Annotated in this window: 15 protein-coding genes and 1 riboswitch; of the genes, 10 read left to right on the top strand and 5 right to left on the bottom strand. The window is 46.2% G+C overall.

The features are described 5' to 3' along the window. Positions 1 to 509 precede the first annotated feature (509 nt). The 3 genes from ASV53_RS03305 to ASV53_RS03295 are packed head-to-tail and all read right to left on the bottom strand — an operon-like array spanning position 510 to position 5,607. Positions 510 to 3,623, bottom strand: coding sequence for an efflux RND transporter permease subunit (locus ASV53_RS03305; protein ID WP_094956098.1), 3,114 nt, complete (start codon positions 3,621 to 3,623; stop codon positions 510 to 512). Then, positions 3,620 to 4,966: an efflux RND transporter periplasmic adaptor subunit gene (locus ASV53_RS03300; protein ID WP_094956099.1), complete on the bottom strand. Its 1,347-nt coding sequence runs from the start codon at positions 4,964 to 4,966 to the stop codon at positions 3,620 to 3,622. The genes ASV53_RS03305 and ASV53_RS03300 overlap by 4 nt, the downstream gene beginning before the upstream one ends. After that, positions 4,966 to 5,607 (bottom strand): TetR/AcrR family transcriptional regulator, encoded by a 642-nt coding sequence (locus ASV53_RS03295; RefSeq protein WP_094956097.1) that lies wholly within the window; start codon positions 5,605 to 5,607, stop codon positions 4,966 to 4,968. Before ASV53_RS03295 ends, ASV53_RS03300 begins: the two co-directional genes overlap by 1 nt. A 607-nt stretch (positions 5,608 to 6,214) precedes the next feature. Here ASV53_RS03295 and leuA point away from each other — a divergent pair. From leuA to thiQ, 8 genes are all read left to right on the top strand, one after another. Then, positions 6,215 to 7,759: a 2-isopropylmalate synthase gene (gene leuA, locus ASV53_RS03285; RefSeq protein WP_094956096.1), complete on the top strand. Its 1,545-nt coding sequence runs from the start codon at positions 6,215 to 6,217 to the stop codon at positions 7,757 to 7,759. Positions 7,760 to 7,863: 104 nt separating this feature from the next. Next, positions 7,864 to 8,952, top strand: coding sequence for a 3-isopropylmalate dehydrogenase (leuB, locus tag ASV53_RS03280; protein ID WP_094956095.1), 1,089 nt, complete (start codon positions 7,864 to 7,866; stop codon positions 8,950 to 8,952). 26 nt (positions 8,953 to 8,978) lie between these two features. Beyond that, positions 8,979 to 10,418: a 3-isopropylmalate dehydratase large subunit gene (gene leuC / locus ASV53_RS03275; RefSeq protein WP_094956094.1), complete on the top strand. Its 1,440-nt coding sequence runs from the start codon at positions 8,979 to 8,981 to the stop codon at positions 10,416 to 10,418. A 17-nt stretch (positions 10,419 to 10,435) separates the two neighbouring features. After that, a complete protein-coding gene (gene leuD / locus ASV53_RS03270; protein ID WP_062691765.1) occupies positions 10,436 to 11,038 on the top strand; it encodes a 3-isopropylmalate dehydratase small subunit in 603 nt (200 codons plus the stop codon). A gap of 185 nt (positions 11,039 to 11,223) precedes the next feature. After that, positions 11,224 to 12,027, top strand: coding sequence for a DUF547 domain-containing protein (locus ASV53_RS03265; RefSeq protein ID WP_094956093.1), 804 nt, complete (start codon positions 11,224 to 11,226; stop codon positions 12,025 to 12,027). Positions 12,028 to 12,083: 56 nt separating this feature from the next. Next, positions 12,084 to 12,202, top strand: a riboswitch (TPP riboswitch). Between the two features lie 99 nt (positions 12,203 to 12,301). Next, positions 12,302 to 13,300 carry a thiamine ABC transporter substrate binding subunit gene (thiB, locus tag ASV53_RS03260; RefSeq protein WP_439126477.1) on the top strand — a complete coding sequence of 333 codons (999 nt, stop codon included), beginning with the start codon at positions 12,302 to 12,304 and terminating at the stop codon, positions 13,298 to 13,300. A 13-nt stretch (positions 13,301 to 13,313) separates the two neighbouring features. Further along, positions 13,314 to 14,903: a thiamine/thiamine pyrophosphate ABC transporter permease ThiP gene (thiP, locus tag ASV53_RS03255; RefSeq protein ID WP_094956091.1), complete on the top strand. Its 1,590-nt coding sequence runs from the start codon at positions 13,314 to 13,316 to the stop codon at positions 14,901 to 14,903. A 1-nt stretch (position 14,904) separates the two neighbouring features. Further along, positions 14,905 to 15,624, top strand: coding sequence for a thiamine ABC transporter ATP-binding protein (gene thiQ, locus ASV53_RS03250; protein WP_094956090.1), 720 nt, complete (start codon positions 14,905 to 14,907; stop codon positions 15,622 to 15,624). 92 nt (positions 15,625 to 15,716) lie between these two features. Here thiQ and ASV53_RS03245 read toward each other — a convergent pair whose 3' ends face one another. Then, a complete protein-coding gene (locus ASV53_RS03245) occupies positions 15,717 to 17,093 on the bottom strand; it encodes a PhoH family protein (protein WP_062691759.1) in 1,377 nt (458 codons plus the stop codon). 362 nt (positions 17,094 to 17,455) lie between these two features. Here ASV53_RS03245 and rapA point away from each other — a divergent pair, with 362 nt between their 5' ends. Together rapA and rluA are read left to right on the top strand one after the other, a co-directional pair. Next, entirely contained in the window at positions 17,456 to 20,374 is a 2,919-nt protein-coding gene (gene rapA / locus ASV53_RS03240) for an RNA polymerase-associated protein RapA (protein WP_094956089.1), read from the top strand. A 139-nt stretch (positions 20,375 to 20,513) separates the two neighbouring features. Then, positions 20,514 to 21,344: a bifunctional tRNA pseudouridine(32) synthase/23S rRNA pseudouridine(746) synthase RluA gene (gene rluA, locus ASV53_RS03235; RefSeq protein ID WP_083541009.1), complete on the top strand. Its 831-nt coding sequence runs from the start codon at positions 20,514 to 20,516 to the stop codon at positions 21,342 to 21,344. 66 nt (positions 21,345 to 21,410) lie between these two features. Here the strand turns inward: rluA and djlA are convergent, their stop codons facing one another. Next, entirely contained in the window at positions 21,411 to 22,250 is an 840-nt protein-coding gene (djlA, locus tag ASV53_RS03230; protein ID WP_062691757.1) for a co-chaperone DjlA, read from the bottom strand. Positions 22,251 to 22,354: the final 104 nt, after the last annotated feature.

Below are 22,354 nucleotides of genomic sequence, written 5' to 3'. Positions count from 1 at the left end.
ATTATAAGCAAATTAATCGATTGCTTTTTGACATCGTCGGCCTAATGAAACACCGTTCCCGCCGAGAAAAAATCGAATCAATAAACCCCAGTTATCAAATCAACCGCCGAAAAATGAGCGTTTTCCCTTTAAAAAACAAGTTATCTCTCAGTGAAAGGCTCAAAGAATTTCACCGGTGATCGCAGGTGAAATCACAATTCATCAAACTGATATTTATTCAAATTCAACATCCATGCATACCAACCAAAGCAAGGTCAGGAGAATGTACCTCAACCATAGGCTCTACACAAAACCAACACGGTATAATCAAAAGGTCCATCAACGTTACTGGTTGTACGAATCCCATCATGGTGAGTATTAGAGCATTAGTTGCAGATAGAGGTGGGGATAATAAGTGAGTCGCGTTAATAAGAAGAGATAATGACAAAGCAAATAACGGTCTGCTTTGTCATTTTATATATCGATAAGACTATCAATTAATAAGCGGGTTTCAGCGTAATAGCGTTACTTTACGCAGCAAGCGGTTCATGTTTTTTAACTAACCCAAAATCAGCCAAAATCGCATAGGCTGCCGGGATCATAAACAGTACCAGCAAGGTGGAAGTGAAAATACCAAATACGATAGAAATCACCAACGGCTGAATGACTTGGGCTTGTAGGCTCGTCTCTAATAGTAACGGTAATAAACCCGCAGCAGTTGTGAGAGACGTTAAGAACACAGCACGAAAACGCTCTCGGCTCGCTTTCACTACCGCATCGTGCACGCTGTCGCCATCATCCACGTGGTGTCGAATATATTGCACTAACAATATAGAGTCATTGACCACGACCCCAGCTAGAGACACAAAGCCCATTATACTTGGCATACTCAACGCATGCCCTAACAACCAATGTCCCCAAAACACCCCAATCAACGCCAATGGAATGGCAAGCAATACCACAAAAGGCTCAAGGTAACTGCGGAATTGGAAACTCAAAATCACAAACACGCCAAAGACCCCAAGCGCAAAACCAATCGCCATCGACTGACCAGTTTCAGCCGTATCTTTAGCTTCACCTTCAAAGTTGAAACGTAACCCTGGGTACTTCATTTTCAGGTTAGGGATCTCTTGCTGGCGAAACAATGTCAGGATCTCGGTCGAGCTGATTTTACTATGCTCAAGGTCGGCATAAACACTTAAGGTCCGCAAGCCATCAATTCGCTGGATACGGACATAGTTACGTTGATAACTGAGCTCGGTTATTGATGCTAATGGAATTTGGCTACCGTCGCTAAGAATAATAGGGAAACTAGCCAAGGTTTGCAGATTGCCAGCTTCCGCTTTATCAAATCGAACTTCAACTTCGATGTTTTCAGGGCCGAGCTGGATATCATCCGCCTTTTGACCAAAGTAAGCTGCCCGCAATTGCGACGCTATCATCTGGCCATCAACACCAAAGCTTTCCGCCCCAGGACGCAGAGTCACTAAGACTTCTTGCTTCCCCATCCGCATGTCATCCAACACCCCGTACACGCCGTCAAACTCATTCAAGAAGGCCTGTACTTCCAGCGACGCTGCTTTTAACGCCGTGAGTTCATCGTGCTGCATCCGAATTTCAACCGCTCGCCCACCCGGCCCCATGATTGGCTGCTTAAACACCAGCGAAATAGGGTCAGCCAGCGTCCCGACTTCTTCTCGCCAAGCCGCAACAAACTCATCAATCACTGTATTGCGTGACTCAGCGCCACGTAAATCGAGTCGCACTGTCGCGACGTGTGGGCCTTTTTCGTCAGCATCAGCATTGGCGTTATATTGCTCTGTAATGTGTTCTACTAGCGTATTACCGCCTTCTACATCACGGCTCCATTCAACATTCAAGCGCTCAGCAGCCTGAACAATATGAGCCACCACTTTTTCCGTCTGAGACAATGAAGCTCCAGGGGCTAAAATAATGCGCGCTTCTGCAATATCACCATCAAGATCAGGAAAACCAACAAATTTCAGAGCGCCCCCCGCCAATAACGCCGCTGAAGCAAACAACATGGCAACCACTGCACCTAAAAACAAATAACGCCAGCGCACGACGGCATCAACAGCGGTGACTAATTGGTTTTGACGAAAATGCTCAAATTTAGCCAAAAACACCCGCTTGAACTTGATATCAGGCTTTTCTTCTTTGCTACGCTGCTTTTGTAATGAATGGCTTAAGTGGTGCGGTAAAATAAAGAAAGCTTCAATTAAACTGATGGTTAGCACTAATATCAGCACCTGCGGTACAACCTTGAGTACAGCCCCCATTTCACCATCAAGGAATAACAAGCTACCAAAGATACAGACAGTGGTGAGATAAGAAGACAAGACTCCGGGAAAGACTTTTTTAACCCCGTTAAAGACCGCATCAGGCACTGATTGACCACGCTCTAAATGTGCGGCAATAGATTCGGCTATCACGATAGCATCATCCATCATAATACCAATCGCCATCAGCAAAGCGACCAGCGACATAATGTTGATGGATAACCCCAACCCCGCCATCAAGAACAGGCTCCCCATAAAGGCAACAGGTAAACCAGCGGCAACCCAAAACGAATAGCGGAAGGTAAAGAACAGCCACATAGTGAAGAACACCAACACCACCCCTTGCAAACCGTTATCGACCATCATGGTTAAACGATCCCACAGTACCGATGAAATATCATTGGTCAGGCTAAGTGTGACACCCGTTGGGGCAATTTGGCTTTCAGCTTCAACAAACGCCTGTACCCGCTCTTTGATCCGCAAAGCATCATCAGCTTTATTTTTACTGATTTTCAAAATGGCGGAGGGCTTGCCATCAAACAGAATTTTTTGTTCATCAAGTTCAAAGCGATCGGTAATCGTCGCAATATCACCGAGGCGTAATACAGCCCCTTCGGGATCAGCACCAATCACCGTTTGTGCCAATGTATCTGGCGTGATCTTTTGCTCATCAAAGCGGATCAATAGGTTTTTATCTGCTAATTCAATATTGCCGCTTGGCAGTTTTATGTTTTGCCGTGATAAGCGATCCGCAATATCCCCAACACTCAGCCCTAATTGACGCAGCGCCGTTTCTTTTAATTCCACTCGTAATTGATGGTCAGAAAAGCCACTCACAGCAACCAAAGAGACGCCATAGTCAATTTTGAGCTTACGCTTTAATTCTTCGGCATACGCTTTCAAATGTGGCCAGTTGGTATCTGCGCTAATTGCGACATCAACCACAGGTTCATTCCAATCCAATTCACGCACGATTGGGGATTCAATTTCTGCAGGGAAGTCATTGATCGCATTGATTTGGGTTTGTACATCCACCAGCATGCGAGAAACCACATCACTACTGGTGAGTTTCAAAACCAATGAGGCTGAGCCCTCTACGGCTTCACAACGGGTTTCTTCGATATTGGCAAGACCATCAACTGCGTCTTCCATTCTCATACATATGCTTTGTTCCACTTCTTGTGGCGACGCCCCTGGATAGACCACAGAGGCAATAATGTATGGTGGTGAAAACTCAGGAAAGGTTTCCCGTTTTATTTGCGGTAACGACACAAAACCCAACAATAACAACGCAAACATCATCAAGTTTGCGGCTGTTGGATGACGAGAGAAAAAGCGAATCATGATTGTGACGCCCCTTCACCTTTGGGTGGTTTAGCAACGGCTTGGCCATCCTTGCTCACCACTCTTAGTGCCATACCTTCAACCGCAGGCAAAAGATCGTTAACCACTAGTTGTTGCTCAGCAATAAAATTCCCCTGTACCGCGACCAAACCTTCACGGCGGAATAACACAGTGACAGGTTTAATGCTTAAGGTGTTGTCATCACTCAGTAAGTACACTTTATCACCGTGTAATGCACGTTCAGGGATCACCCAGTGTGGATTCGCTTGGCCTTCCAAAGTCGCTTGAACAAACATCCCATTCACTAACGGCGGCGCGGTTTCAGGCGACAGTTGACTGTAATCTTGCGCTACTTCAAGGATCACCCCGACAGTCGCTTGATTAGCACTGACGGTATCGCTGATCCGCGCAACTTTGGCGGTCCATTGCTGCACAAACTGGCCACTTGCCAATTGAATACTCGCTTGCAGCGCCAACTGATCGGCACGTGGGCGTCCGTCGGCGTGGGCTGTATAGTGATTCAGGCTTGATGCCAATGCTTGCATGTCATGCAGCGCCACTTGAGCATCGACTTCAATCTCAGCAATACCATGAGCCACTAACATGGTTTGTTGCATATTAACGACTTGGTTTTGCTCAATATCTACACTCGAAATACGTGCATCAATCGGCAATACAATCTCGGTCTTACTTAGCGATCGTTGGGCTTCTTCTACTTTCGATTGATTCACTTGCAGCTGCGCTTCACTGACACGACGCTCTTTCGGTAAGACTTGGAGTTGGCTTTCTAAATCCTGTACCACCTTTTGGCTTGCCAGGTAGGATTGCTTCTCTAAATCTAATGCCGATTGCGACGTCAGCCCTTTACGACGTAACTCTTCTTTGCGCGTCACTTCTTTTTTACTGATCGCTAAACGATTTTTTTCTATTTTAAGTGTGCTTTTAAGGTTTTTTTCTTCCAAGTCCAACTTAGCTAATTGCGCCTCGCTTGAGCTAATATCGGCTTCCGCTTTCGCTAAGGTTAACTGATAATCCAAAGGATCTATTTTCAAGATCACTGTGCCGGCATCTAACACTCGTCCTTTTTCTAACTCAGGATGGCGAAAAATCACTTTACCGCTGACTTCTGAAATCGCCTTCCACTCTACCTTGGGTTTTACGCGGCCAAAGCCTGTTACTTGAGGGGCTAACGGTTGCTGGTGCAAGGTAATAACATCCACCGCCCGACTGCGTTCCAAGGCGGGCTTACTGCTAGGTGAAGGGCGTAACTTAACAGCTAACACTAAAATCAAAATGCCAGCCATCAGAGCGGGAATAAATAATAGCTTTCGATTACGATCAATCATTTACCCTCTCCTTTTTGATTGAAAATTCCTTGTGTAAGCACTTTTACATTGTGCTCCGCTAGCTCAAATAAATACTCTTCCGTCATTTCTATCCCATGAATCTCAAGCATGGCAGGCGGGATTAAAAATGGGAAAACCATCATACTAATGAATGTCATCCGAGCCTTTTTCGGATCCATGCCAGGGTTGAGTTGTCCATTCTGCTGCAATTTGGTAAACATCATGTCGGTCGCGGGACGGGCAATATCTCTCACCATTTTTTCCATCATTTGACGCTGAGGATCATCAGGCGCAAGCATCATGGCGCGTGACATTAGCTTCGGCATATCTGGGTTTGGCGCCATAATACGGTAGTAAGTACGCATGAATTCGCCAATAGAATCGAAATCCCCTTTATCCATTACCACTCTCATCTGGGCTTGGATGGGCTCCATGGTTTCATGCATCATGGTTTGGTATAAGCCGGCCTTATTTTCAAAGTAGTAGCGAATCAGCGCGACGTTCACATCGGCCCTTGATGCAATCATGCGGGTCGAAACCTTGCTATAAGGTAAAACGACAAACAACTTACGCGCTTCTATAATTAGACGTTCACGCGCATCGGAATCACCTACTGGACGACCTGCTTTTCCTGCCATTAACTTACATCTCTACCAAATTAATCATACGATTAATAATTGTACTAACTGAACCAGTAAAAGGTTCACTCTATTATTCATCTTAATTTAACCAATTGATTAATTAATACTGTGAACCAAGTAAACAACCCGTGACAAACCTTAAATACAGCAGATTATTCGATAGAAAATGCATTTCACTTATTTAACGTCTGTAACAACAAAGTGAATAATCACTCGTCGCTTCATCTCTTGTATCAATAACTTAACCAGAGACCACCGCGCACTCACAAAAAGAAATAAAAACTTAAATATCATGATGATAGCAACACAAACAAAATTAAACACCAAATAGTGGTTGACCTTTAACCTGTCTATTTGGTATTCATTTGTTATCAACTTTGTGGAAGACATGTAAATATGACTAACCGTTTCTTTATCCTCTTAAGCCTCCTCCTTATCGTGAATAATTCGCGCGGGTAGCTTATGAGTAGGAAACGCCACTAAGCATTGAATAAGCCCGCGCAGATAGCGCGGGTTTTTTATATCAGAGCCAGCGCAAGCGGATGCAGACTAAGCCTAATACCAATGAACGCACTATTAGGCAGGCCAATAAAAGGAAGTAGCAATGAAAGATCAAGTCATTATTTTCGATACCACGCTTCGTGATGGTGAACAGGCACTATCAGCAAGCCTAACGGTAAAAGAAAAGCTACAAATCGCTTACGCGCTGGAACGCCTAGGGGTCGATGTAATAGAAGCGGGTTTTCCAGTTTCTTCGCCTGGCGACTTTGAATCAGTGCAAACCATTGCTAAACACATTAAAAATAGCCGTGTGTGCGCCCTATCACGGGCGGTTGCGAAAGACATTGATGTGGCGGCTGAATCGTTAAAAGTTGCCGAAGCCTTCCGTATTCATACCTTTATCTCCACCTCGACAGTACACGTACAAGATAAACTACGTCGTAGCTACGATGATGTTATCGAGATGGGCGTTGCTGCGGTAAAACGCGCACGTAATTACACGGATGATGTGGAATTTTCCTGTGAAGATGCAGGTCGTACACCGATCGATAACCTATGTCGCATGGTGGAAGCCGCGATCAATGCGGGCGCCAACACCATCAATATTCCTGATACCGTGGGTTACACCCTACCCAACGAGTTTGGCGGTATCGTGGCGCAACTATTTGATCGCGTGCCTAATATCAATAAAGCCATTATCTCGGTGCACTGCCATGACGACCTAGGCATGTCGGTAGCTAACTCGATGGCAGCAGTCCAAGCGGGGGCTCGCCAAGTTGAAGCCACCATTAATGGTCTGGGTGAACGTGCTGGTAACTGTTCACTAGAAGAAATTGCGATGATCATCAAAACCCGCGCTGACTTCTTAGGTGTTCACACCAACATCAAACACGATGAAATTCACCGTACCAGCAAGATGGTCAGCCAACTTTGTAACTCACCAATCCAAGCAAATAAAGCCATTGTCGGTGCCAATGCCTTTAGCCACTCATCGGGTATCCACCAAGATGGGATGCTAAAGAACAAGAACACCTACGAGATCATGACCCCTGAGTCTATCGGGCTTAAAAACCAAGCACTGAACCTAACTAGTCGATCTGGTCGCGCTGCCGTTAAAAGTCATATGGATACCCTTGGCTACACCGAAAATGAATACAGCCTAGATGCGCTATACGCCGATTTCCTAAAACTGGCCGATCGCAAAGGCCAAGTGTTCGACTACGATCTAGAAGCCCTAATGCACTTCGCCAACCTACGTGAAGAAGATGATTTCTTTAAGCTGAATTACCTAAGCGTGCAGTCAGGTAGCATCATGGCAACCACCAGTATCAAACTGCAATGTGGTGATGAAGAAAAATGCGAAGCCGCGGTCGGTAACGGCCCTGTTGATGCGCTATACCAATGTATCTACCGCCTAACTGGCTACGAAATCGTACTGGATAAATTCGACCTAACCGCCAAAGGTGAAGGGGAAGACGGTTTGGGCCAAGCTGACATCATTGCCAACTACAAAGGCCGTAAATACCACGGTACGGGCCTTGCGACTGATATTGTTGAAGCATCAGGCCAAGCACTACTGCACGTTATCAATAGCATCCACCGCGCCGATCAAATTGCAGAAATTAAAGAGCGTACCGCGACGGTATAACACCGCCCATCATATTTAGGCGTAGCCGTTAATCAGCAAAATGAATACGCGCTACGCCAACCCAATTTATAACGAATCACGACAAGTTACGGAGACAAATAACCATGGCAGGTACATACAAAATTGCAGTTCTACCGGGTGACGGTATTGGCCCAGAAGTGATGCAGCAAGCCCATAAAGTGCTAGATGCTGTTGAAGCCAAATTTGGTTTTACCCTAGAGCGCGCCGAGTTTGATGTTGGCGGTATCGCCATTGATAACCATGGTTGCCCGCTACCCGATTCGACTCTAAAAGGCTGTGAAGATTCTGATGCGGTATTGTTTGGCTCTGTAGGTGGCCCTAAATGGGAGCACCTCGCCCCAAATGATCAACCAGAACGAGGGGCACTACTGCCATTGCGTAAACATTTTCAGCTTTTTTGTAACTTGCGTCCTGCGCAAATTCATAGCGGGCTAGAAAAGTTCTCACCACTGCGCGCAGATATTTCTGAACGTGGTTTCGATATTGTAGTGGTACGCGAGCTAACAGGTGGGATCTACTTTGGCCAACCTAAAGGCCGTGATGGTGAAGGCCCACAAGAAAAAGCGTATGACACCGAGATTTATCATCGCTACGAGATAGAGCGAATTGCCCGTATCGCGTTTGAATCAGCGATGCTACGTAATAAAAACGTCTACTCGATAGATAAAGCCAATGTTCTACAAAGCTCGATCCTATGGCGTGAAGTCGTCGAAGAAGTCGCGAAAGATTACCCTGAAGTCACGCTTAATCACATGTACATTGATAACGCGACCATGCAGCTGATCAAAGACCCGTCTCAGTTTGATGTAATGCTGTGCTCAAACATTTTCGGCGACATTATTTCCGATGAGTGCGCGATGATCACAGGCTCAATGGGCATGTTACCGTCGGCTAGCTTAAACCAAGAAAAGTTCGGCATGTACGAACCCGCTGGTGGTTCGGCTCCTGATATTGCAGGTAAAAACATCGCGAATCCTGTCGCACAAATTCTGTCAGCCGCGCTAATGCTACGTTATAGCCTTGATGAAGAAGACGCTGCCCGCGCGATTGAACAAGCGGTTTCGCAAGCGCTAGAAGCGGGAGAGCTAACCGCAGATCTTGCGGGAGAAGACCAAGCACTAACGACCAGCGCTATGGGCGATAAGATCGCCGACTACATCCGCCAAGCATAAGCAACATAGGCAAGGAGCACCGATCAATGTCAGCACAAAATACAGAAAATAAAGCGCCTAAGACGCTATACGAAAAAGTTTACGATGCCCATGTTGCGGTTGCCGCACAAGGCGAGAACCCAATCTTATATATCGACCGTCATCTGGTCCACGAAGTCACATCACCTCAGGCGTTTGATGGCTTGCGTGAAAAAGGCCGTCAGGTTCGCCAAGTTGGCAAAACGTTTGCCACTATGGATCACAACGTATCAACCCAAACCAAAGACATTAATGCCTCTGGTGAAATGGCCCGTATCCAAATGGAAACGCTCGCCAAAAACTGTGAAGAATTTGGCGTAACACTTTACGATCTGAACCACAAATACCAAGGTATTGTCCATGTTATGGGCCCTGAACTGGGCATTACCCTACCTGGCATGACAATTGTTTGTGGGGATTCACACACCGCAACACACGGCGCATTTGGCTCGCTAGCCTTTGGGATTGGCACTTCAGAAGTTGAACATGTATTAGCGACCCAAACCCTCAAACAGTCGCGTGCTAAAACGATGAAAATCGAAGTCAAAGGTAAAGTCGCAGAGGGCATTACCGCCAAAGATATCGTGCTAGCCATCATAGGCAAAACCACCGCTGCTGGCGGTACGGGCTATGTGGTTGAATTTTGTGGTGAAGCAATAACAGACTTGTCGATGGAAGGGCGTATGACAGTCTGCAACATGGCGATCGAACTAGGCGCCAAAGCCGGTTTAATCGCCCCAGACCAAACCACCTACGATTACATTAAGAACCGTAAATTCTCACCAACCGATGCTAACTTTGATGCCGCGGTTGAATACTGGAATACTCTAAAAACCGATGAGGATGCAGTATTCGATGCGACGGTGACGTTAGCGGCTACCGATATAAAACCGCAAGTGACTTGGGGGACTAACCCAGGCCAAGTGATTGCAATTGATACACCTATCCCGAGCCCAGCTGACTTTGCCGACCCAGTCGAAAAAGCCTCAGCGGAAAAAGCCTTGGCCTATATGGGGCTAGAAGCGGGCAAGACGCTGTCGGACTTTTCGATTGATAAAGTCTTTATTGGCTCTTGTACCAACTCACGTATTGAAGATATGCGCGCCGCTGCTGCTATCGCGAAAGGGCGCAAAGTCGCCGCCAATGTTCAAGCACTCGTTGTTCCGGGATCTGAGCAAGTCAAAGCCCAAGCAGAACAAGAAGGGTTGGATAAAATTTTCATCGATGCCGGCTTTGAATGGCGCCTACCAGGCTGCTCGATGTGTCTAGCGATGAACAACGACCGCCTAGGGCCAAAAGAGCGCTGCGCCTCCACCAGCAACCGTAACTTTGAAGGTCGCCAAGGCCGTGATGGCCGTACCCACCTTGTCAGCCCTGCAATGGCAGCGGCGGCAGCGTGTGCTGGCCATTTTGTAGATATTCGCGACTTAGACAGCGCAACGGCATAATCGAGAGGAAGATAACAATGGCAGGTTTTAAACAACATACAGGCTTGGTCGTGCCGCTAGATACCGCGAATATCGATACCGACGCAATCATTCCTAAGCAATTTCTACAAAAAGTGACGCGCACAGGCTTTGGTAAACACTTGTTCCATGACTGGCGTTTTCTTGATGATGCAGGTAAGCAAGCGAACCCTGAGTTTGTGATGAATGCGCCTCGCTACCAAGGTGCAAGTATTTTACTTGCACGTGAGAACTTCGGTTGCGGCTCTTCGCGTGAACATGCACCTTGGGCGCTAGCAGATTACGGTATTCAAGTGATGATCGCGCCAAGCTTTGCCGACATTTTTTACGGTAACTCCATCAACAATCAAATGGTGCCAGTACGCTTAACCGAGCACGAAGTTGATGAGATTTTTCAATTTGTTGAAAGTACCGAAGGCGCAGAGATCAACGTTGATTTGGAAAAAATGTTAGTGATTGCTAACAACAAACAATACCATTTCGAGATTGATGAGTTCCGCCGTCACTGCTTATTGAACGGCTTAGATAACATCGGGCTAACGCTGCAACATGAAGATAAAATTGCGGCTTACGAAGATAATATTCCTGAATTTTTAAAGTAAATATTACGTTTGTTAGTATTTACTGACTCAATTACATCAGTGTCACAACACCCTGCGTTAGTGGGGTGTTGTTCTATTTAACGCTTTACCCAACACTCTCATTCAACCGATTGTAAAACCTGCAATAAAAAGCCCGTCACCTCGGTCTATAGTTGTTAGGTTATTACTGATTAAAAAGGTTGATTATGCAGTCTCGTCTTTTACTTACCTTTCATCTTGTTTTTGCGGCATTCATTTTGCTCGTCAGTAGCACTGTGTTCGCAGCTCCCAAAGCGGATTTATGGTCATATTGGCAAAGCAGTAATGAAGCCAACAGCATGCCAATCAACCATCAATTATGGCAACAGACGCTCAACCGCCACATAGTGCAGCAGGGCGATCAAACGCTATTTAGCTATAACCAAGTCGATCAAGAGGGAAAATGGCAGCTCGATCGCTACGTTCGCGAAATGAGTAAAATCAATCCTTTAAAATACCGTAAGGCGGAGCAATTTGCCTATTGGGTCAACCTCTACAATGCTCTCACAGTACAACTCATTGTTGATAATTACCCAATCAAGTCGATAACGAAGATCGGTGGGTTGTTTAGCTTTGGGCCGTGGGATGATGACGTCGTGACCGTGAACGGTAAAAAGCTCACTTTAAATGATATTGAGCACCGAATCTTACGTCCGATTTGGCAAGACAACCGTATTCATTATGCGGTGAACTGCGCTAGCCTAGGTTGCCCTAATCTACAAGTACATGCCTTCACTGCCAGCAATAGTGACCACTTACTTGATCTCGCCGCCAAGCAATTCATCAATAGTAAAAAAGGCGTTATCAGCACGAATAACAAGACCCAACTGTCGTCTATATACGATTGGTATCAAGCTGACTTCGGCAATACGGCGCAGCTCCAGCGACACCTGAATCAATACCGCACCACTCCAGTGACACTGAAAAATATCGATTATGATTACGACTGGGCACTGAACGAGGCAAAATAATGCCAATCATTGTCCCCGTCCCCTAGCAACACCACGCTTGCACCATTACAATGACGACGTTCTCATTGGGGAGCTAACAAGAAGGCTTACGCTTTCTTCAGCTGAGATTGCACACGCAGAACCCACAGAACCTGAACCAGCTAATACTGGCGTAGGAATTGAGAAGTCGCTAAGTACTGTTTATCTAGCCAGATACTCCCTTAAGCCACCTTTTTCTCAACCCTCGCTCATTTGATTTATTGCCAGCAGGATGCAACGGCATCAGGAGCGCTTTGTGAAAAAACTACTACCTCTACTGACTTTAACGCTTGCGACCAGCAGTGTATTTGCCGCCGAACAAGACGCAAAAGCCACATTAACTGTATACACCTATAGCTCATTTGCCTCTGATTGGGGCCCCGGTCCTGCGATTAAAAAAGCATTTGAAGCCGAGTGTGACTGTACGTTGAATTTAGTCGCGCTAGATGATGGCGTCTCAATTTTAAATCGTGTTCGCCTTGAAGGCCGAAACAGCAAAGCCGATATTCTATTGGGGCTCGATAACAACCTTATCGAAGAAGCAAAAAAAACCGGTTTATTAGCGCAGCACAAGGTCGATACCAGCAAGGTTATCTTACCTAATGGCTGGAACGACAACACCTTTGTACCTTACGATTACGGTTACTTTGCGTTTGTTTACGACAGCACTAAACTGAAAAACCCACCAAAGAGCTTAAAAGAATTAGTGGAACGTGACGATCTATCGATCCTTTACCAAGATCCTCGTACTTCTACCCCTGGACAAGGTTTGATGCTATGGATGAAGTCAGTGTATGGCGATCAATCCACCAATGCATGGCAGCAAATGGCAAAGAAAACAGTGACCGTCACCAAAGGCTGGTCTGAAGCATATAGCATGTTCCTCAAAGGCGAAGCTGACATGGTGTTGTCATATACCACCTCTCCGGCTTACCACATCATCGCTGAACAGAAGAATCAATATATCGCCGCAGATTTCAGTGAAGGGCATTACATGCAAGTAGAAGTGGCCGCCAAGCTCAAAAATAGCCCACACCCCAAGTTAGCCGATCAATTTATGGATTTCATTGTTAGTGATGGCTTCCAATCCAATATGGCAACAGGTAATTGGATGTATCCAGTGACATCCCAGCCGCTTCCTGATGGTTTCAACCAATTAACTGTACCTGAAAAAGCACTGGAGTTTGATGCTACTGAGGTTGCTAAACAGCGCCGTAGCTGGATCCGCGAATGGCAACATGCGTTAACGCAATAAAGGCATATCTCGTTTGAACACTCGCTTTACCTCGTTACTACCCGGCATTACCGCTGCTGGGTGCATCTTGGCGTTAATGGTATTAGCCATTAGCGCCCTACTCGGCCAAGCCGACGAATTATCACCTCTCACTTTATGGCACGACCCCTATTTACGCCACGTTACTGGGTTTAGTTTCTACCAAGCATTCCTATCAACCCTATTAAGTGTTGTTCCCGCGATTCCCGTCGCCTATGCACTTTCTCGCCGCCAATTTATTGGACGAGCTCTATTACTGCGCATCTTTGCCATGACGCTGGTACTACCCGTCTTGGTCGCGGTGTTTGGTTTACTGTCGATATACGGTAAAAGTGGCTTAATTAATCAATGGCTTGCCGCTATTGGTGTAGATATCCAGCTCAATATTTATGGTTTAAGCGGGATCTTACTGGCCCACATCTTTTTAAACCTCCCCCTTGCCGTGCGTTTGTTACTGCAAAGTTTAGAAGGGATCCCTCACGAGCAACATCAGCTCGCCGCACATTTAGGTATTACTGGGTGGGACAAATTTCGCTTAGTAGCATGGCCTCGATTACAGCAGCAATTACCGCACGTGATCGGCTTAATCTTTATGCTGTGTTTCACTAGTTTTGCGGTGATCATGTCGCTCGGTGGCGGACCAAAAGCCACCACCATCGAGCTTGCGATTTACCAAGCCCTACGTTACGACTTTGACCTAGCAGCGGGGGCCTTATTAGCATTGTGGCAAATGCTACTGTGTTGCTCGTTAGTATTAGCATCACAACGTTTTGCTAAACCGTTAGCCACCCTTAGCGGTACAGTAAATCAAGAGCCTCACAACTACCAAGATACGTGGCATAGTAAACTTTGGGACGGCTTATGGATTGGCGGCGGGATCTTACTGGTTGCTCCCCCCTTACTGTCGGTGATCATTTCAGGCATTAATCAACAGTTCATTAGCCAACTAAGCTCACCTGCACTATGGCAAGCCATCAGTCATTCATTACAGATTGCGACAATGTCTTGTTTCATTGCAGTCATCAGTGGCATCGCCATTTTGCTCACAAGCCGCCAATGGCGTCTACAACGCAAAAAGTGGGCAGCCGATGGCATTGAATTAATCGGCGCAATCATTCTGGTTACCCCAGGCTTAGTGCTTAGTACTGGGTTATTTTTATTACTACGCCAATATACCGATGCCTTTGCGATGGCTTTTTGGGTTGTGGTGACGGTTAATGCTTTAATGGCGCTTCCTTACGTGCTCAAAACGCTCAGCCAACCAATGCTGCACGTCGCGCAGCAATTTAATCCACTCTGTGCCAGTTTAGGCATGACAGGCTTATCACGCCTGCGATTGTTGGAATGGCGAGCACTGCGCAAACCGCTTGCCCAAGCCTTCGCGATGGGCTTTGTTCTGTCACTGGGGGATTTAAGTGCGATTGCCTTATTTGGCAGCCAAGACTTTAAAACCTTACCGCTGTATTTATTTGAATTATTAGGTAGCTATCAAATGGATGCCGCCGCCGTCGCAGCACTCATCCTACTACTGATGAGCTTAGGGTTATTTACCTTGGTTGAAACTGTGCTACTTAGGAAAAAATGACATGTTGAAACTCGATCAGCTTAGCCACAGCTACCAATCTCACACCGCTCATACCCAGCCAATGAATTTGTCTTTTTCACTTGAGGCGCAACAAGGCGATATTGTGGCATTAATAGGTCCAAGCGGCGCAGGGAAAAGTACCTTACTGGCGTTAATTGCAGGGTTCCTTAGACCTGATAACGGTAAGTTAACCATCGCGAATCAATCTATTTTTCAGCAGGCTCCGGCTGAGCGTCCGCTATCTATGCTATTTCAAGAACATAATCTATTTCCACATCTCACAGTGTCAGAAAATATTGGGCTGGGTATTCACCCGGGCTTAAAACTGAGCCAAGCAGATAAAGAATCGATCGTGGTTGCCGCGGCACGTGTCGGCATCCAGCAATACCTCGGCCGCCTCCCTGAACAATTATCGGGTGGTCAAAAGCAGCGCGTTGCGCTCGCCCGTTGTTTAGTACGACACCGTCCACTGTTACTGTTAGATGAGCCCTTCTCAGCATTAGATCCCGCGCTACGTAAAGAGATGCTGGAGTTAGTGAGAAGTCTGGCCCGTGAGCATCAAATTACCGTCCTTATGGTCACTCATAGTCCAGAAGATGCCCTCAAGATCGCCAACAAATGTGCATTTATCACAAATGGTAGCATCACCGTCTTTGGTGATACTCAGCCGATGCTAACGCAGCCTCAAGATGCTGAACTCAAGCATTACCTTGGTCTTTAATTGTTAACAGGGCCATAAGCTAAAAATGAGAAAGGGAGAACACGATAATGGTTCTCCCTTTTTAATGTTCACACATTTAATCAATCAGAAAGTTAGAGATTTTCTTCTGCAAATTCCGCCAAGCGGCTACGCACAACGCCATTGAGATAAATATTGGCGCTACCTTCAAAGTTTTTAAAGCGCTCAACGATATAAGTAAGCCCTGACGTTACGGGCGATAAATAACTCGAGTCAATCTGAGCAAGGTTACCCGAACAGACCAGTTTAGTGCCTTCACCGCAACGGGTGATGATGGTTTTGATTTGTGACGCAGTGAGGTTCTGACATTCATCCAAGAGTACAAACGCATTTTGGATAGAACGCCCCCGCATGAAGTTAATCGATTTAAATTGAATATTGGCTTTATCAAAAATGTACCGCATTGATCCATCAGTACAGACATCGTTTTTGTGTAACGCTTCCATGGTATCGGTGACAGCCGCTAGCCATGGCATCATTTTTTCTTCTTCTGTTCCGGGTAAAAAACCAATCGACTCTGCGATTTCAGGGGTATTACGAGTCACAATAATCTTATCGTACATGCCCTTTTCAATCACTTGCTCTAACGCTGCTGCCATCGCCAAAATGGTTTTACCACAGCCCGCTGGCCCCGTTAAAATCACTAAGTCGATGTCAGGGTCGAGCATGGCATCAAGTGCCATACCTTGATAGACATTTTTAGGGTGAATACCCCACGCCTTACGGTGCATTAACCGCTCATGACCAATATCTTTTAATGTCACGGTGTCATTATCAATTTGCTTGATACGCCCAGCAAACTCTTGTTCTTCATCAATCAGGTATTGATTAACGAACGGTTGATCAAACAAATTAACCGGGAGTGTATGTAACGTGGCACGACCTCGGCTTTCCGATTGGCACTCACCAACCAGATCCCAGAAACGGCCAGGGTATTTAATGAAACCTTTGGTCAGTAAGCTCACATCATCAATTAACTGATCCGAACGGTAATCATCAACAAAATAAACACCCGCGCCTTTCGCACGTAAACGCATGTTGATGTCTTTGGTGATCAACACCACATCGCGCGGTGCATAATGTTGCTGTAAGTACAGCACCCCATTCAAAATGCGGTTGTCACCCGCTTTGTCAGTAAATGCATGTACTGTTTCTGTGATTTCATAATCCGCAAAGATAGCAATGGTGCCATTGTGTGCGGTTTGTTTTGAGAAAGGGATCCCCGCAGATATCTGCTCTGGGGTAGCGTCGTGGAAAATATCTTCTAGCGCTCGAATCGCGACTCGGGCATCGCGGGCAACATCACGCTTACTATCCTTAATGCGATCAAGTTCTTCGAGGACAGTCATCGGTATGACGACGTCATGTTCTTGGAAGGAATAAATCGCGAGAGGCTCGTGTAGCAAGATATTAGTATCGAGAACAAAGACTTTCCGATCTGAATCGCCCATAGGCACCTCCTTGGTAACATTCAGGTGATATTACATCTACCACCACTCTTTAAGCGTATGACAGTTATTGGCATTTGCTGCATTTTCACTAAACTATCGCTCCTCTGACTCTATTAAAGACCGGACATTTTTAAATAAATGTGACAAAACTACTTTGTCGCATTCAAAACACTTTCACCGTGACCTCTTTCACATCATGCAGTAACATGACTTCCCTTTTTTCTGGTACGAATTCTGGCTTACACTTAATAGCTGTGCTTTTTTAGCTTCGCATGACACTTTGAGTGTTCAGTGCTTAGCCAAAGCACCAATACCAGATAACGCATTTTCAATTTCAATGAATTTAGAAGGTTTTAGCCACTATGCCATTTGCTTTGGGTCAACGTTGGATCAGTGATACTGAAAGTGATTTAGGATTAGGTACAGTTGTCGCCTGTGACGCACGTACTGTCAGCCTAATGTTCTCCGCGAGTGAGGAGAGCCGCCTGTATTCCCGAAACGAAGCCCCTGTAACCCGCGTGATGTTCAACGTGGGTGATGTGGTTGAAAGCCATGAAGGTTGGTCTTTAAACGTTGAACGCGTTGACGAAGACGGCGGTGTACTTACCTATGTGGGTACACGCGCAGACACAGGTGAAGAAGACGTAACATTACGCGAGATTTTTCTAAACCACCAAATCCGCTTCAACAAACCTCAAGACAAGCTATTCGCAGGTCAAATTGATCGTATGGATCGCTTTGCGCTGCGCTACCGTGCGCTAAAAAATCAATACGAACAGCACAAGAGCCCGCTACGTGGGCTGTGTGGTATGCGTGCAGGTTTGATTCCACACCAGCTATTCATTGCTCACGAAGTCGGTCGCCGTTACGCTCCGCGCGTTTTACTGGCAGATGAAGTGGGTCTAGGTAAAACTATCGAAGCCGGTATGATCATCCACCAGCAAGTGCTTTCAGGCCGAGCTGAACGTATTTTGATCTTAGTACCTGAAACGCTACAACATCAGTGGCTAGTCGAAATGATGCGTCGCTTTAACCTGCACTTCTCTATCTTTGATGAAGAGCGCTGTGTTGAAGCTTATGCCGATTCAGCAAACCCATTTGATACCGCACAATACGTTTTATGTTCGTTAGACTTCCTACGCAAGAGTCGTCGTCGCTTTGAACAAGCGCTAGATGCAGACTGGGATCTATTGGTTGTCGACGAAGCCCACCACCTTGAGTGGAGTGAAGACAAGCCAAGCCGTCAATACCAAGTAGTAGAAGCCATTGCTGAAAAAACACCTGCGGTACTGCTGCTAACGGCAACACCAGAGCAACTGGGGCACGAAAGTCACTTTGCCCGTCTACGTTTGCTCGACCCAGATCGTTTCTACGATTACCAAGCATTTGTTGAAGAAGAGCGCCAATACGCGCCAGTTGCCGACGCAGTCTCACGCTTACTTTCCGGCGAGAAACTCGATAACGATGCTAAAAATACGCTCGTCGAGCTGCTTTCAGAGCAAGATATCGAACCTATGCTACGCATTATCGAATCGGGTGATATCGACGATGAAGCAAGCCAAACCGTACGCCATGAACTGATCGATAACCTCATGGATCGCCACGGTACGGGTCGTGTCCTGTTCCGTAATACTCGATCTGCGATTAAAGGTTTTCCAACACGTCACTTAAACCTTTACCCACTTGCGATGCCAACGCAATACACCACGGCAATGCGTGTAGCAAGCATGATGATGGGCAAAGTAAGCGACGAAGAGAAAGTACTGAAGTTACTTTACCCAGAAGACATCTTCCAAGAATTTGAAGGTGAATCAGCAACATGGTGGAACTTCGATCCGCGTGTTAACTGGTTACTGGATACGCTAAAAGCAAACCGCAACGAAAAAGTGTTGGTTATCTGCTCTCGCGCTCAAACCGCATTAACGCTAGAACAAGCATTGCGTGAACGCGAAGGTATTCGCTCAACCGTCTTCCACGAAGGCATGTCGATCATTGAACGTGATAAAGCGGCCGCTTACTTCGCCCAAGAAGAAGACGGCGCACAAGTGCTGCTGTGTTCTGAAATTGGTTCAGAAGGCCGTAACTTCCAATTCGCTAATCAGTTGGTGATGTTTGATCTACCAAACAACCCAGACCTGCTGGAGCAACGTATTGGTCGCTTAGATCGTATCGGTCAAAAACGCGATATCGAAATTCATGTTCCTTTCCTAGAAGGCACCTCACAAGCTCTATTAGCACGTTGGTTTAACGAGGGTCTAAACGCTTTTGAAGAAACCTGCCCAACAGGCCGTGCCGTTTATGAGCACGTTCGTAGCGATTTAATTACCCTACTAACCAGCAACGGGCATGATAGTGAGGCTTTAGAAGCCTTGATTGAGCAAAGTGCAACTATGCACAACGAGCTAAAATCTAAACTAGAGCAAGGCCGTGACCGTCTATTAGAAATTCACTCTAACGGTGGTGATGCTGCGAACGATTTAGTAACCCGTATTTCAGCCAAAGATGGCGACACCAATTTAGTCACATTTGCACTGGGCCTGTTTGATACCATAGGTTTAAACCAAGATGACAAAGGCGAAAATGCGATTGTAGTTTCACCATCTGAGCACATGATGGTCGCGAGCTACCCTGGCTTACCTTACGACGGTTGTACTATCACCTTTGATCGCGACACAGCACTATCACGTGAAGATCTGCACTTCCTGAGCTGGGAGCACCCAATGATCCAAGGTGGTATCGACTTACTGCTGTCTGAAGGAGTAGGTACCACTGCGGTTTCACTGCTGAAGAACAAAGCACTACCAGCTGGCACACTGCTATTAGAATTGGTATACGTGGTTGATGCTCAAGCACCTAAGCAATCAGGTATTGGACGTTTCTTACCGCAAACACCTATTCGTATCTTGCTTGATGCAAAAGGCAATAATTTATCTGCTCAAGTGGAATTTGAAAGCTTTAACCGCCAGCTCAGCCCAGTTAACCGCCACCTTGCGAGTAAGCTGGTAAATTCGGTGCAAAAAGAAGTGCACGTGCTGATTGAACACGCAGAGCAAGTGATCACTAAAGAAGCGGTAAGCATTCGCGAAAATGCACAAGCAGAGATGGAAAGCACCTTACGTGCTGAACTAGATCGACTACAAGCCTTGAAAGCGGTTAACCCGAACATTCGTGATGATGAGTTAGAACTGATTGAATCGCAGATCCAAGATCTCACGACTTATATCAGTAAAGCGCAAGTACAGCTAGATTCACTACGCTTAATCGCCGTCAGTCATAACTAAAACGGCTCTAGGTTTCACACCCTAGTCAACAGATAAGCCAGGACCGTATCATGCAAACATGATGCGGTCTTTCCTTATCACTATGACGACCGATACAGTAAAAACCAATTCCAATCTGGATAATCAGATCGAGCATGCTATGAACCCATTACCAGTACTGGACTATCACCCTCCTATCGACCCTTGGCTTGATGTTTTATACCAAGACGATGACATTATCGCGCTAAACAAGCCTGCAGGGCTGCTGTCTAACCCCGGTAGATTGCCAGAGCATAACGACAGTATCTATAGCCGAGTACGCCGTGACTACCCAGATTCACATATTGTGCATCGCCTTGATATGGGAACCTCTGGCTTAATTATTATGGCCTTAAATAAAGCGTCTGAGCGTGATTTACATGCCCAGTTTCGCGAACGCTTAACCCATAAGGTTTATTATGCACTGGTTTGGGGACATATCGAGCAAGATGAAGGTTCGGTGGATTTACCCTTGATTTGTGACTGGCATAACCGTCCTCGTCAAAAAATCTGCCACACCGATGGCAAACCATCACTGACACATTACAAGGTCGTGTGCCGTAACCAAGATAATACGACGCTAGTACGCTTATTGCCGATCACTGGCCGATCACATCAGCTACGCTTACACATGATGGCATTAGGACATCCGATTCTTGGTGATGAGTTTTATGCCAATGATGAAGCCAAAGCGATGTCACCACGGCTGAACCTGCATGCAACAGAGCTGTGTCTGTATCACCCAACCACCAACCAACCGATCCATTTATTTGCGCCTTGCGATTTTTACCCTGATGCACCAAGCCAAACGTTGCCACTTAATGAGCCGCGCCAAGAAGAACCAGAGCGCCAATCACGCCGAGCTAAGCGCGCAGAAAAACGTAAAGTCCATGAAGCACTAGTGGCACGCGCATTGTTGGCCCGTAACCAAGCGGGATCAGACAGTAACTAATTCCTACTCGACATAAAAAAAACGGGCGCCCTAACTAAGGCGCCCGTTTTACGTTTAATGCGATTATCACTTATCGTTTTTTTCTTTACGAATCAGATCATAAGCCGCTTGTAGTTCTTGCGTTTTTTGCTTCGCAATTTCCATCATTTCAGGCGGTAGACCTTTAGCTGCAAGCTTATCGGGATGATGTTCATTCATTTGTTTACGATAAGCTCGCTTTAGCTCTTGCGAAGAAGCCGTTGGACTGACGCCTAACACGTCATAAGCTGCTGCCAACTGATCTTTACTTGGCGGTGCTTTGAAGCCTCCAGCGCCCTGCTGCTGATGAAAGCCCCCTTGCTGAAAACGAAACGCCGCTTCTTGCATGTGAAGGCGCTGTTCCAATTGCTGCTCAGAGAAACCGAGGTAGCGTGCAATAACATGCAATAGTTGACGTTCATTGGGATGAAGCGACCCATCAGCAAACGCCGCTTGGATTTGTAATTCGAGGAAGAATTGCAGTAAATCAGCCCGACCAGCACAATTTTGGCGAACGCGTTGTAGCGTTTCTTCTAACGGGAAATCATCGTTTTTTCCTTCACGAAATGCATTTTGAGCCTGACGACGTGATTCGCCCTGTAACCCCATGCGTTCCATGATCGCTGTTGCGACGCGAATCTCTTCTTGTGTTACTCGCCCTTTCGCTTTGGCCATATGCCCCATAACAGCAAAACCAGCATGGAAGAAGTCAGCCTGACGTTCAGCTTGGTTAGCACGATTGCCACCAAAACCACCGAATCCGCCAACATAAACATTTCGTCGCGCTTTATCGAACTTATGGCCTAAAAATAGACCTAAGAACAAACCAAAAGGGCCACCAAGAAGGAAACCAAAAAATGCGCCAAGTATTTTGCCCCACACCTGCATTCGATACTCTCTGGTAATTTGCTAAATTTAAAATATATTTTGCTCGACAACATTGTCGAAAACGTGCTGTCGAGTAGAATTTGCATTATGATAGCTGTCATTTA

The organism is Photobacterium sanguinicancri (assembly GCF_002265265.1).
In the GTDB taxonomy this organism is placed as follows: Bacteria; Pseudomonadota; Gammaproteobacteria; order Enterobacterales; family Vibrionaceae; genus Photobacterium; species Photobacterium sanguinicancri.
The sequence above is the reverse complement of the archived record's forward strand: the minus strand, read 5'-3'. Positions and strand labels throughout refer to the sequence as shown.

Bases quoted from the DNA above. Each gene is read 5' to 3' on its own strand.
- leuB (WP_094956095.1), top strand. From the start codon at position 7,864: ATGGCAGGTACATACAAAATTGCAGTTCTACCGGGTGACGGTATTGGC.
- ASV53_RS03295 (WP_094956097.1), bottom strand. From the start codon at position 5,607: ATGGCAGGAAAAGCAGGTCGTCCAGTAGGTGATTCCGATGCGCGTGAA.
- rapA (WP_094956089.1), top strand. From the start codon at position 17,456: ATGCCATTTGCTTTGGGTCAACGTTGGATCAGTGATACTGAAAGTGAT.
- rluA (WP_083541009.1), top strand. From the start codon at position 20,514: ATGAACCCATTACCAGTACTGGACTATCACCCTCCTATCGACCCTTGG.
- djlA (WP_062691757.1), bottom strand. From the start codon at position 22,250: ATGCAGGTGTGGGGCAAAATACTTGGCGCATTTTTTGGTTTCCTTCTT.
- ASV53_RS03265 (WP_094956093.1), top strand. From the start codon at position 11,224: ATGCAGTCTCGTCTTTTACTTACCTTTCATCTTGTTTTTGCGGCATTC.
- ASV53_RS03245 (WP_062691759.1), bottom strand. From the start codon at position 17,093: ATGGGCGATTCAGATCGGAAAGTCTTTGTTCTCGATACTAATATCTTG.
- ASV53_RS03305 (WP_094956098.1), bottom strand. From the start codon at position 3,623: ATGATTCGCTTTTTCTCTCGTCATCCAACAGCCGCAAACTTGATGATG.
- leuC (WP_094956094.1), top strand. From the start codon at position 8,979: ATGTCAGCACAAAATACAGAAAATAAAGCGCCTAAGACGCTATACGAA.
- leuA (WP_094956096.1), top strand. From the start codon at position 6,215: ATGAAAGATCAAGTCATTATTTTCGATACCACGCTTCGTGATGGTGAA.
- thiQ (WP_094956090.1), top strand. From the start codon at position 14,905: ATGTTGAAACTCGATCAGCTTAGCCACAGCTACCAATCTCACACCGCT.
- leuD (WP_062691765.1), top strand. From the start codon at position 10,436: ATGGCAGGTTTTAAACAACATACAGGCTTGGTCGTGCCGCTAGATACC.